At 41.4% G+C, this 12726-nt stretch carries 13 protein-coding genes; 6 read left to right on the top strand and 7 right to left on the bottom strand.

Annotated elements, in window-relative coordinates:
- Window positions 1–161: 161 nt before the first annotated feature.
- The 6 genes from GBI16_RS11200 to GBI16_RS11175 all read right to left on the bottom strand — a co-directional run bounded on the left by GBI16_RS11200 (window position 162) and on the right by GBI16_RS11175 (window position 5667).
- Window positions 162–1085, bottom strand: a complete 924-nt coding sequence (locus GBI16_RS11200; RefSeq protein ID WP_151707089.1) for a CysB family HTH-type transcriptional regulator — start codon at window positions 1083–1085, stop codon at window positions 162–164.
- Between the two features lie 56 nt (window positions 1086–1141).
- Window positions 1142–2203 carry a sulfate/molybdate ABC transporter ATP-binding protein gene (locus tag GBI16_RS11195; RefSeq protein WP_086210835.1) on the bottom strand — a complete coding sequence of 354 codons (1062 nt, stop codon included), beginning with the start codon at window positions 2201–2203 and terminating at the stop codon, window positions 1142–1144.
- A gap of 12 nt (window positions 2204–2215) precedes the next feature.
- On the bottom strand, window positions 2216–3097 hold the full coding sequence (cysW, locus tag GBI16_RS11190; protein ID WP_086210836.1) for a sulfate ABC transporter permease subunit CysW: 882 nt from the start codon (window positions 3095–3097) through the stop codon (window positions 2216–2218).
- Window positions 3094–3927, bottom strand: a complete 834-nt coding sequence (gene cysT, locus GBI16_RS11185) for a sulfate ABC transporter permease subunit CysT (protein WP_110975707.1) — start codon at window positions 3925–3927, stop codon at window positions 3094–3096. Before cysT ends, cysW begins: the two co-directional genes overlap by 4 nt.
- A gap of 85 nt (window positions 3928–4012) precedes the next feature.
- The gene (locus GBI16_RS11180; RefSeq protein ID WP_086210838.1) at window positions 4013–4618 is read right to left on the bottom strand and encodes an alpha/beta hydrolase; all 606 of its coding nucleotides are present in this window, start codon (window positions 4616–4618) and stop codon (window positions 4013–4015) included.
- Window positions 4619–4656: 38 nt separating this feature from the next.
- Window positions 4657–5667 (bottom strand): sulfate ABC transporter substrate-binding protein, encoded by a 1011-nt coding sequence (locus GBI16_RS11175; protein WP_086210839.1) that lies wholly within the window; start codon window positions 5665–5667, stop codon window positions 4657–4659.
- 164 nt (window positions 5668–5831) lie between these two features.
- On the opposite strand from GBI16_RS11175, the gene pabC reads away from it, so the two are divergent.
- From pabC to GBI16_RS11155, 4 genes are all read left to right on the top strand, one after another.
- Window positions 5832–6644: an aminodeoxychorismate lyase gene (gene pabC / locus GBI16_RS11170; protein WP_151707088.1), complete on the top strand. Its 813-nt coding sequence runs from the start codon at window positions 5832–5834 to the stop codon at window positions 6642–6644.
- Window position 6645: 1 nt separating this feature from the next.
- Window positions 6646–7701 carry an endolytic transglycosylase MltG gene (gene mltG, locus GBI16_RS11165; protein ID WP_151707087.1) on the top strand — a complete coding sequence of 352 codons (1056 nt, stop codon included), beginning with the start codon at window positions 6646–6648 and terminating at the stop codon, window positions 7699–7701.
- Window positions 7702–8301, top strand: a complete 600-nt coding sequence (tmk, locus tag GBI16_RS11160; protein WP_086210842.1) for a dTMP kinase — start codon at window positions 7702–7704, stop codon at window positions 8299–8301.
- Between the two features lie 89 nt (window positions 8302–8390).
- On the top strand, window positions 8391–8807 hold the full coding sequence (locus GBI16_RS11155) for a PaaI family thioesterase (RefSeq protein WP_086210843.1): 417 nt from the start codon (window positions 8391–8393) through the stop codon (window positions 8805–8807).
- A 54-nt stretch (window positions 8808–8861) separates the two neighbouring features.
- Here GBI16_RS11155 and nadB read toward each other — a convergent pair whose 3' ends face one another.
- On the bottom strand, window positions 8862–10493 hold the full coding sequence (gene nadB / locus GBI16_RS11150; RefSeq protein WP_086210844.1) for an L-aspartate oxidase: 1632 nt from the start codon (window positions 10491–10493) through the stop codon (window positions 8862–8864).
- Window positions 10494–10728: 235 nt separating this feature from the next.
- On the opposite strand from nadB, the gene GBI16_RS11145 reads away from it, so the two are divergent.
- Both GBI16_RS11145 and GBI16_RS11140 read left to right on the top strand, forming a co-directional pair.
- Window positions 10729–12108, top strand: coding sequence for a Do family serine endopeptidase (locus GBI16_RS11145; protein WP_110975709.1), 1380 nt, complete (start codon window positions 10729–10731; stop codon window positions 12106–12108).
- Between the two features lie 115 nt (window positions 12109–12223).
- Window positions 12224–12718: a thioesterase family protein gene (locus GBI16_RS11140; RefSeq protein ID WP_151707086.1), complete on the top strand. Its 495-nt coding sequence runs from the start codon at window positions 12224–12226 to the stop codon at window positions 12716–12718.
- The last annotated feature ends 8 nt before the right edge of the window (window positions 12719–12726 follow it).

Below are 12726 nucleotides of genomic sequence, written 5' to 3'. Positions count from 1 at the left end.
TTGATGAAATACAGTATTCTGATGTGACAAAACCTGAATCCTTGTAGTTGAAGTGTTTGTTCGCACTTATATTTTAACTACTTTGGACTCAGGTTTTTTATTTAAGTCTAACTATGGGACAGCAGTGGGCTCGTTAGCCTCTTTTTGAAAGTATTAATAAATTAGTCTTCTGGATAAGCGACTCTTTTCAGTGCTTTAATATCCGCATCTGGTGAGCAGAGTGAAATAAATTCATAGCCATAACCACGTAGTAAGTGACCTTTACGCACGGCAATCCATGTCGTGTTGAGACCAAAAATATCGGTTGGGATTTGTTTTAAACGATAGTCGCGTTCAACATCATAGGCTACATTATTGACAATACCAACGCCCATGTTGAGTTCGACATAGGTTTTAATGACATCGGCATCTAGAGCAGACATGACGATGTCAACATCTACACCAGCATCTTCAAAAGCTTTGTCAATTTTTGAACGGCCTGTAAAACCACCATGGTAAGTAATCAGTGGATATTCCGCCAAGTCTACAATACTAATATTTTGTTTGCTTGCCAGTGGATGGTTTTGTGGGGTAATAATACTGTGCTGCCAATTATAGAATGGTATGCTGGCCAGATTATCTTCTGCGGTGAGTGATTCAGTCGCAATACCAATGTCGGCTTCGCCTTGAAGAAGCATCTCAGTAATTTCTACAGGGCTCGCTTGTTGCAAAATGAGATGAACTTTTGGAAACTCTTTTTTAAATTGATTAACAATAGGCGGCAATACATAACGTGCTTGTGTATGCGTTGTTGCAATTGTTAATGTTCCTTCATCGACACGATTAAAATCATCTGCAAGACGTTTAATATTATCGGCATCGACCAACATACGTTCAACAATACCCAGTAGGGCTTGACCAGGTTCGGTTAAACCGAGTAAGCGTTTTCCTTTACGAATAAACAGTTGAACACCTAATTCATCTTCTAGGTCTTTAATATGCTTACTGACGCCTGACTGAGAGGTGTACAGTGCGGCAGAGGCTTCGGTAAGGTTGAAATTTTGTCTCACCGTTTCCCGAATAATTCTAAGTTGTTGAAAGTTCATATTTTGGATCTCTTTTATCATGAAGCAGGCATTCAACATGCCCCTTCATCTTGGTTTTAAGCCGCAGGTTTTGCAAATAAATGTAAGTTAGAAGGGCTTAACCATACCGTTTGGTTCGGTCTAAATTGGTGTAATCTTGCTTCTTCTGCCGTGAGTGATATTTCAATCAGTTTACCTTGACGATCATGTAATTCAGCAACTACTTTTCCTGCAATCCATAATTCACGAACAAAGGTTGCTTGAATGGCATTGTCTTGAGGCTGCGCATGGATACGTAATTCATCTGGACGGGCAAAGGCGATGACTTCACCAGATGGTGCATTGCGTAAACTGTCTAATTGAATACGGTCTTCACCAATCTGGATTGTGCCTGCATTATTTTGTCCTTCGAAACGGTTTGCTTGACCAAGGAAATCGAATACAAACGGCGTTGCAGGCTTTTCATACACTTCACGTGGTGATCCAATTTGTTCGACATTACCTTTGTTCATTACGATGATTTGGTCTGCAACCTCAAGTGCTTCTTCTTGGTCATGGGTGACAAAGATGGAAGTAATATGTAATTCATCATGCAGTGTACGTAGCCAACGACGGAGCTCTTTACGTACTTTGGCATCTAGTGCTCCAAAAGGTTCATCCAGTAATAGTACACGTGGTTCAACGGCCAAAGCACGTGCCAACGCAATACGTTGACGTTGACCGCCTGAGAGTTGCGCAGGGTAGCGATCTGCCAAAAAGCCCAATTGGACTAGATCCAGCAAACGTGTGACACGTTTTTTAATTTCAGCTTCAGAAGGACGTGTTGAACGTGGTCGTACACGAAGGCCAAAAGCAATATTTTCAAATACAGTCATATGGCGGAACAATGCGTAGTGCTGAAATACAAAACCGACTTCACGTTCACGTACGTGGACATTGGTCGCATCTTCACCTTCTAAGATGACTTGACCGCCATCTGCAGACTCAAGCCCCGCAATGATGCGGAGTAGAGTGGTTTTACCACAGCCTGATGGGCCAAGTAACGCAACCAATTGACCATCAGGAAAATCGAGGGAAATGTTATTCAGCGCATGGAATGCACCAAAGTGTTTTTCAATATTTTTAACTTGAATACTCATGAGGTCATTCCTTTAAACGGTTGAATCATTTTGTTTGTTTTGCTTTTCTTGGCGTAGCTCAACCCATGTTTTTAAAACAAGCGTTACAATCGCTAATAGCGCCAACAGTGAAGACACAGCAAAAGCAGCACTGAAAGTATATTCGTTATAGAGAATCTCAACGTGCAATGGCAAAGTGTTGGTTTCACCACGAATGTGTCCAGAAACTACTGATACTGCACCAAATTCACCCATGGCACGTGCATTACACAGAATGACTCCGTAAATCAGACCCCATTTAATGTTGGGTAGGGTTACTTTCCAGAATGTTTGCCAGCCTGATGCACCAAGGACAATCGCCGCTTCTTCTTCTTCAGTTCCCTGAGCTTCCATTAGAGGAATCAGCTCACGTGCTACAAAAGGAACAGTAATAAAGATCGTTGCCAATACGATGGCAGGAACAGCATAGAGAATCTTGATGTCATGATCCATGAGCCAACCGCCAAACCAACCTTGTGTACCGAAAATCAACACCAGCATTAAACCTGCGATAACAGGTGACACAGAAAAAGGCATATCAATAATCGTGGTTAGGATTGATTTACCACGGAAGTTGAATTTGGCAACACACCATGCTGCTGCAACACCAAATACCACATTCAGTGGAACCGCAATCACAGCAGTTAATAAAGTGAGTTTGACCGCAGATAATGTATCAGGATGAACCAAGGCTTGGGTATAGACGCCCACACCTTGTTTAAAGGCTTCAACAAACACCAAAATCAGCGGTAAGATCAAACAGCTCAGAAAGAACAGCAGAGCAATAGTAATCAGGGTGTAGCGAACCCAAGTGGGTTCACGTGTCGCATCACGCGATTGGAGTTTTTCAGCCAGTGCATTACTGTTGATATTCATCGTGCAGTTCTCCCTGTGCGGCGGCTGGCCCATGCCTGTAACAAGTTAATCAGGAATAAAATAGCGAATGACAGCACTAACATGACGACAGCAATCGTGGTTGCACCTGCATAGTCATATTCTTCTAGACGCGAAATAATCATGAGTGGCGCAATTTCAGTTTTGAAAGGCTGATTGCCTGCAATAAAGATCACCGAGCCGTATTCACCGACCCCACGTGCAAATGCCAAAGCAAAACCCGTGATAAGTGCTGGAAATAAAATCGGAAAAATGACTTTCGTGACAATTTGCAGACGGTTTGCACCCAATGCCGATGCTGCTTCTTCTAACTCAGTTTCCAAGTCGCTCAGTACAGGTTGGACGGTACGAACTACGAAAGGAATACCAATAAAAATAAGGGCTAGAGTAATCCCAATTGGAGTGTATGCCACTTGAATCCCTAAAGGCTCAAGATACTGACCAATCCAGCCTGTAGGCGCATAAAGAGAAGTCAGTGCAATACCTGCAACCGCAGTGGGTAAGGCAAAAGGCAAATCGACCAAAGCATCGACAATACGTTTGCCCGGGAAGCTATAACGAACCAAGCACCATGCTAGTAATAAACCAAAGACCACATTAATAAACGCAGCAATTAATGCAGCACTAAAACTGAGCTGTAGAGATTTTAAGATGCGTTCTGAGCTTAAAATTTCCCATAAACCATCCCAACCGATGCCTAAGGATTTAATAAAAACGGCAGACAACGGAATCAAAACAATTAATGACAGATATGCTAGGGTAAAGCCTAGAGAAAGACCAAATCCTGGCAGCACTCGGGATCGCTGCGACATGATTACTCCTCAAAGAGAGAAGACTGACTCAAAAGTGGTCAGCCCAAATAAAACTAAATTTCGGCACAAACATTATTTGCAGTGTTTAAATAGCAAATTTAAATAAATAATTGCTTTCATTGCGGAAATCGACATTTTTTAGTACATTTTCTGAAATCAAAAAATCATAAATTTCAGGAAATGGACCAAAACCTGATGCAACATTGATATGACCAACTTGACCTAAATTTTTAGGTTTAATTTTCCAAGCTTTAGAAAGTTGCATTGCATCTTCAAAACCTAACCAAGGATCATTTTCACTAATGATCATTTGTGTCGGAACTTGAATTTTAAGGTGGTGAAAGTATTGCTGATAGTCATTTTGACTATCACGTGCAAAACCTAAATCCCCAAAGCGTGCGGGATTAGCTGGCGCAACCAAAACAAGATTTTTAACTTTCTGATTCAGTTCTGGATGCTGAGCTAATGCCGCAACTGTGGTTAAGCATCCAAAGCTATGCGCCACAATTTGGATGGGTTCTGAAACGGACTGCACTGTTTTGACAAATTGTTCAATCCATTCATGGAGTACAGGTTTATTCCAATCCTGTTGCTGTACACGAGAGCACGACTTAAGCTGACGTTGTAACCATGATTGCCAGTGGTCATGTTCACTCCCACCCACGCCCGGTACAATTACAGTATGAATCATGTCGATGCTCCCTTACAGATGTTTACTTGATTCGTTGCTTATTTTGCAGTATTCGCTTTCACGATTTGGTCGTACACACCACCATTTTCAAAGTGTTGTTTTTGTACTTTGGTCCAACCACCAAATTCTTTATCAATGGTCACCAACTTCAACGGTTTGAATGTGGTTGCATATTTTTTCAAGACGCTTGCATTACGTGGGCGATAGAAGTTTTTTGCTGCAATTTCTTGACCCGCTGGCGAATATAAATAGTTCAAATATGCTTTGGCTAAGTTCAGATTGCCGTCTTTTTCTGCATTCTTTTCAACAATAGCAACAGGTGGTTCAGCCAAGATAGACAGTGATGGAGTCACAATTTCAAACTTACCTGGTTGTTCACGAAGTGCTAAATGAGCTTCGTTTTCCCATGCGAGTAAGACGTCTCCAATGCCACGTTCAGCAAAAGTTGTGGTTGCACCACGTGCACCTGAGTCAAGTACTTTGGTATTTTTATAAATTTTACGCACGAATTCTTGTGCCTTGGCATCATTGCCCGCAGGTTGATGCTTTGCCCAAGCCCAAGCGGCTAAATAGTTCCAACGTGCACCACCAGAAGTTTTTGGGTTTGGTGTGATAATCGCAACATCAGGTTTAACCAAATCACCCCAGTCCTTAATACCTTTAGGGTTACCCTTACGCACGAGGAATACAATTGTTGATGTATACGGGGTCGAGTTATTTGGAAGCTTCTTTTGCCAGTTGGTTGGTAAGAGTTTTGCTTTTTCAGCAATTACGTCAATGTCCGCTGCAAGTGCAAGTGTTACGACATCTGCACCTAAACCATCAATGACTGAACGCGCTTGTTTACCTGAACCACCGTGGGATTGTTTAAAGTTGATGTCTTGTCCAGTACGCTGCTTCCAATATGCCCCAAACTGTTTATTGACATTTTCATACAACTCACGTGTTGGATCATACGAGACATTTAGAAAATCTTTTGCGACTGCGCCAAAAGATGTAACTGAAACTAGCGTTGCTAGTACCCCGATTTTTAACTTCGATAAGCTCATGTGAGACCTCAAATTTTAAGCGTTTTTAAATATGAGCCAAGAATACTGCGAGTCTTATTGCTAAAAAAATAATAAAAAACGAATTTTATATGAATAAAAATGAAAAGAGGTTCTGCGCTGAATTCATTAAACTAAGGCGGATCATTGTTTCAAGGCAAATAGATATGCAATGCTATAAAAATGCAGAAAAAGTCAAACAAATAGAATTATTAGACCGTGCATTTCATTATGGTGATGGATGTTTTACTACGGCAAGAATTTGTAATGGTGTGATTGAATTAGAGTCATTGCATATAGCTCGTTTGCATTTGGGCTGTGAGCGTTTGCTGTTGTCAGCAGACTTATCTTATATTCAACAAACCATCGAACTTTTCAAACAAGACCATGTAAATTTAAATGGCACTATGAAAATTGTGGTCAGTCGGGGTGAAGGGCAACGAGGTTATAGTTTGCCAACACAGCCTGCGGATGTTTGGGTCTTTTTTTATCCGCAAGCATTAGAAGCGTTGACATACAGTGAAATTGATTCAGGAGTGCTGCAACTTGCGATGGGCTTGAATATGCCACAGTTGGTCGGTGTGAAGAGTTTGAATCGTTTAGAGCAAGTTTTACTCAAGCGTGAGGCAGAGCACCAAGGCTGGTTGGAAGCATTAGTGACCGATGTACAAGGTTCTGTTGTTGAAGGTGTGAGCAGTAATTGTTTCATTCTGATAAATGATCGGTGGATTAGTCCTGAACTTCGTTATAATGGCGTGCATGGCGTTATGCGCGCAGAAATATTGGCGCGTATGCAACAGCAAGGTATTGCCTGTGAGCTGAGAATGGTGGATATGGAAGAAATTCCACGCTTTCAAAGTGTATTTTTTTGCAATGCCTTGAGCCCTATGAAAATAGCCAAAAGTTTGAACCATCAGCATTTAGATGTTCAACCATGTATAGATTTGTTTTATCGTCTTCAACTTAATCAGATGCACTAGTATGTCCGCAGCCAAAACCAAATCGAAAAAGAAAATACAACCGCCCAAACGTAAAATCAAAGCTTTGTTATTGATTGCTGTAAGCATCCTTGTTTTAGTGATGGTTGTACTGTGGTTAAGCTTATTTAAGTCCTATCCGATTGAAGGCAAAAAGCAATTACTGGCCATTAATTCAGGCGATACCTATTCTGGTTTTATCGACCGTTTGGTCAAAGATGATACTGCAAATTTTCCGATTATTTTAAAGCTCTATCAAAAGATTTTTATTCATGACACGCTGAAAGCGGGCGTTTATGAAGTACATGAAGGTATGAGTATTCGCCAAGTTTTGGATATGATTTCCAATGTCGATAATGCGCAAATGAACCGTATATTGGTAATAGAAGGCACGACTTTTAAACAACTGGTTGAAGCGTTAAAAAAAGATGTTCTCGTCAAAAAAGAAGTGTCTAATTTGCCCATGGATCAGCTTTTAAAAGCTTTAGAGATTCCTTATGACCATGCAGAAGGACTGTTTGCGCCAGATACTTACTTTTTTGCTAAAGGTGAGTCGGACAAAAAAATCTTAACGGATTTATACAAACGCCAAATGAAAACTTTAGATGAAGCGTGGGCAAACCGTGCGGCAAATTTGCCGTATAAAGACAAATACGAAGCCTTGATCATGGCCTCTATCATTGAAAAAGAAACCAATGTTGATCGTGAACTGGAGCAAGTGTCAGGTGTGTTTGCGCGTCGCCTTCAACTCGGTATGCGTTTGCAAACGGACCCAACCGTGATTTATGGTATGGGGGATAAATATACAGGCAATATTAGCCGCCAAGACTTACGTACGCCAACCGCTTATAATACTTATACCATCAATGGCTTACCGCCAACGCCAATTGCTTTACCAAGTAAAAAAGCCATTGAAGCCACTATGCATCCAGACAACAGCAAAAACATCTACTTTGTTGCAACGGGGAATGGTGGTCACACATTTAGTGAGACTTTGGAGCAGCATAATCAAGCTGTACAAGAATATCTCAGCGTTTTAAAAACCAAGAAAGGTGAATAGATGTTTATTAGTTTTGAGGGCACAGAAGGTGTCGGTAAAACCACACTGATTCGCAAAATTTATGAGCATCTAGAGCAACAAGGCCAACAGGTTGTTTTAACCCGTGAACCAGGCGGTACACCGATGGCTGAGCAAATCCGTGCCTTGTTACTCTCTGTTAATCATGAAGAGTCGATGTCAAATGACACGGAACTATTGTTAATGTATGCAGCACGTGCACAGCATTTACAGCAAGTGATTGTTCCTGCATTGACTGAACAAAAAACAGTACTATGCGACCGCTTTACCGATGCGAGCTTTGCTTACCAATGTGCAGGACGCGGTTTAAGCCAGTCGAAGTTGCAACTCTTGAATGATCACTTTGTGAGTCATATGCCAAATATTACATTTTGGCTCGATGCACCGATTGAAACAGGTATGTCGCGCGCACGTGAACGTGGGGCTTTAGACCGCTTTGAACAAGAAAAAGTCACTTTTTTTGAAAAAGTACGGGCAGGTTATCAGCAGCTCTGGGAGCAGTATCCTGAGCGGGTCAAACGCTTGGATGCGACCCAGTCACCAGAGCAGGTTTTTGCACAAGCGTTGCAATATTTAAACTAAAAACTATCCTGAAATTTCCATTTCGGGATTGTAGTGAAATGAATTTTTCTTTTATAGTCAGTTACAAAGGATTGTAAATAGCAGGGAAAATGAAAAGTAACTTAACCGAAATTGTGGCTTTTTTAGAAAAGGAATTTCCACAAAGTTTAGAAAAATGTTGTATTGAGTCAGTCACTGAGCGTGCTGCAACGGTGCTCTATCAAGTTGATGACCGCGACTTGCGACCAGGCGGTACGGTTTCAGGCCCAACTATGATGACCCTTGCTGACTATGCGCTGTATATTGCTATTTTAGGAGAGATTGGGATAGTCGGTTTAGCTGTGACCACTAATTTGTCGATTAATTTTCTCAGTAAACCTGTTGCGTCAGCAAATATACGTGGTGAGTGTAAACTGATGAAAGTAGGCAAAGCGCTGGTGGTTGGTGATGTGTGGTTATATTCTGTCGGGAAGGATGAGCCGATTGCACATGTGGTGGGCACATATTCTATTCCGCCAAAATCCTAAGATGATAATTTAAAAATAAAAGCCTGATAGTCAGGCTTTTATTAGGGGTTAAATTTAGCTGTTCACTAAAGGTGTTTCAACTTCGAAGTTGGGCGGAGTAAGTACCGTTTTACGCAGTTCATTTGATAGCTCAGGGTAATCTAAAGTGTAGTGTAAACCACGAGATTCTTTGCGTTCCATAGCACAGCGCACAATCATTTCAGAGACTAAAACCAAATTACGTAGCTCAATTAAGTTCTTACTGACTTGATAATCTTGGTAATACTCGGTAATTTCCCGCTTCAACATTTCAATACGGTGGAGTGCGCGTTCAAGACGTTTTGTGGTGCGGACAATGCCGACATAGTTCCACATGGTCTGACGCAGTTCATCCCAGTTTTGCAAAATCACCACATCTTCATCAGGATTTGTCACTTGGGAATCGTCCCAAGCTGGAGCCGTTGGAGATTGGTAATTTGAATCAAAACTTTTCTCGATGTGTTCCGCAGCACTCATACCATACACAAAACATTCTAAGAGTGAGTTGCTCGCCATACGGTTAGCACCATGCAAACCTGTATATGATGTTTCACCAATCGCATATAAACCTTGAATGTCAGTTTGACTATGTTCATCAACCACGACACCGCCGCAGGTATAGTGCGCAGCAGGAACTACAGGAATCATTTCCTTGGTAATGTCGATGCCAAGTTCGAGCAAACGTGCATACAAGGTCGGAAAGTGTTCTTTAATGAAACTTTCGGGTTTATGACTAATGTCGAGCCAGACATGACGAATACCTAAGCGTTTGATTTCATAGTCAATGGCACGTGCCACAATGTCGCGGGGTGCAAGTTCAGCGCGCTCATCAAAGCGCAACATAAAGCGTTCACCATCGGGTAGACGCAGATAAGCACCTTCACCGCGCATCGCTTCAGTAATCAGAAAAGAGCGTGCTTGTGGATGATAGAGGCAGGTTGGGTGGAATTGGTTAAATTCCATATTGGCCACGCGGCAGCCTGCTCGAAAAGCCATTGCAATACCGTCACCCGTTGCAATGTCAGGGTTTGAAGTATACAGGTAGGCTTTCATTGCCCCGCCACAGGCTAAAGCAGTGAAAGGTGCTAAAAATGTATGGACTTTTTCAGTCTTTTCATCCAGTACATAAAGACCGAGAGCACGATTATTCTGTTCTTCTAAGCCTAATTTTTGAGAGGTGATTAAATCAATCGCAATATAATTTTCAAAAATAGTGATGTTGTCTTTTTCAATTGCACGTTCAACTAAGGTTGTTGAAATGGCACGGCCTGTAGCATCGGCAGCATGAATAATACGGCGCTGTGAATGCCCACCCTCACGGGTCAGGTGCAATTGTTCTTGATCATCAAGCGTAAATTGCACGCCATGTTTCAGCAGAAAGTCAACAGAAGGTTTACCACCTTCCACTGTTTGTTTAACGGCATCAACCTCACAAAGATGAGCACCAGCAATCATGGTGTCATCAATGTGCTGTTCGATAGAATCCGTTTCGTCTAAAACAGCAGCAACGCCACCTTGCGCATAGAAGGTACTTGCATCAGTCAGATTTGATTTTGCAAGAACAGCAATATTGAAATGTTGAGGCAACGATAAGGCTAAGCTCAGGCCTGCACCGCCACTTCCCACAATAATCACATCAAAATGATGCGTTGTGCTTAAATTAGACATGTCCGTCAGCTAATTTGGAAAAAGTTTGCTAATCACAGCGCTTTTTTCACAAAAAGGCAAGGGCAATATCTATTCAAATTATGGAAAATATAAATAAAGAACTTGTTTTTTAAGCAAAGTTTAAGCATCTGTTTATACAAACATAATAGAACATATTATTACCCAAGATAGACAAACTTTATGCTAAAAACGCTAATACATAAATTGATAACAAACACATAGGTCAATGCTTGATATGAAAAGTCGCGCTATACACACTGGTTTTTTTGCTGTTGCATGCACAATGGCTGCCGTACAAACACAGGCAGCACCTGTTGATTTCTCAAATTTAGTTGAGCAAGTCAGCCCTGCGGTAGTCAGTGTCAATGTTGTAAAGAAAATGACTCAAGAAGAGTTAATGCAACAGCAGATACCTGAAATTTTAAAGCGTTTCTTTGGCAATCAAGTCATTATTCCACAGCAGCAAGCACCGCAAGAAAAAACGGCTTATGGCAGCGCATTTTTTATTAGTAAAGATGGTTACTTGCTGACAAACCACCACGTTGTAGAAGATGCATCGAAAGTCACCATTATGTTTAATGACCGCCGTGAACTGGATGCGACCGTGGTGGGTAGCGATGAACGAACCGATGTGGCCTTACTTAAGGTGAATGGCACAAATTTTCCATCACTCCGTGCCGGTAATGTTGACCAACTGCGTGTAGGCGAACCTGTGCTTGCGATTGGCTCTCCTTTTGGTTTTGATTACTCTGCCTCAGCAGGTATTGTCAGTGCCAAGATGCGTAATATGATGGGGGAAACGTCTGTACCCTTTATTCAAACTGATGTAGCTTTAAACCCTGGAAACTCAGGTGGACCATTGTTTAATCAACAGGGTGAAGTGGTTGGGGTGAACTCACGTATTTTCAGTGGTACGGGCGGGTATATGGGACTGTCTTTTTCGATTCCTATAGACGTTGCCATGGACATTGCTGACCAACTGAAGAAAACAGGTAAAGTCACACGTTCTTATTTAGGTTTCAATTTACAGGATTTAGACCGCAATTTGGCTGAATCTTATAATTTACCGAAACCAGAAGGTTCACTGATTACTAATGTACAGCCAAATTCACCTGCAGAAAAAGCAGGGTTAAAAGCAGGCGATATTATTTTAAAATTTAATGGAACACCGATTTCAAGAACATCTGAATTATTGAATTATTTAAACCGTACTATGCCAAATCAAACGGTACAGTTAGAGATTTTACGTGACGATAAAAAGCGCAATATTTCAGCGACACTGACCACTGCACCAGATGATACACCAGCAAAGTCAGATGCAACTGCACAAGCAAAAGGACCTGTTCTAGGTGTGGCGATTCGTAATTTATCGCCAGTTGAATCATCTCAATTAAAGCTAAAAGGTGGTGTTCTCATTCAAGAAGTGAAGCGTGGTGGAGCAGCTGCACAGGCAGGTATGACCGCTGGAGATGTTGTCACTCGTATTAATAACAAGTTGATTACTGATACTAATGATTTTGTTCAGGCTGTATCTGATTTGAAAAAAGGTCAGGTTGCTCGGGTTGGAATCATTCGACAAGGTACACCAGCCATCTTGGGTATGCGTATCCAATAAATAAGTGTAAAAACCACTCGTAAGAGTGGTTTTTTATTTTTTGCAATTTGATGCTGTCTTTGATTGGCGTACACTGCGACATTCTTCGAGGAAATGGGGATTAGATAGAGTTCTTATGAGTAGTATTTTTGATTTAAACCTTCAGGTACAAGCAGAACATATCGACCAGTTGGGCCATGTGAATAATGTGGTTTATATGCATTGGATGCAGGATGTTGCAACAGCACATATTGATGCTTTGGGTTTGGGCTTAAAAGAATATATTGAATTAAAACATGCCATGGTTGCGGTTGAGCATCATGTGCAGTACCGAAAAGCTGCATTTGAAGCGGATGAAATCATCTTACGGACATGGTTTGACGATATAAACGCTTTATATTCATCACGCCAGTATGTGTTTTATAGACCTAAAGACAATAGTATTTTATTTGTTGCACAAACCAAGTGGGCATGTGTTGAAATTGAAACGGGACGCCCGAAACGAATGTCACCCAGTTTTACCCAAGCTTACCAACCGCTTGCAAAAGATGTGAATGCCCTAGATTTTTCAATGAATTATTCAAAAAGCTCAGTACGAAGCGAAAAACGTAAAAAAGCGTCTGAGTTGTGAGAAGGAAG

This window comes from Acinetobacter sp. TUM15064 (assembly GCF_008980265.1).
Classification (GTDB): Bacteria; Pseudomonadota; Gammaproteobacteria; order Pseudomonadales; family Moraxellaceae; genus Acinetobacter.
The sequence above is the reverse complement of the archived record's forward strand: the minus strand, read 5'-3'. Positions and strand labels throughout refer to the sequence as shown.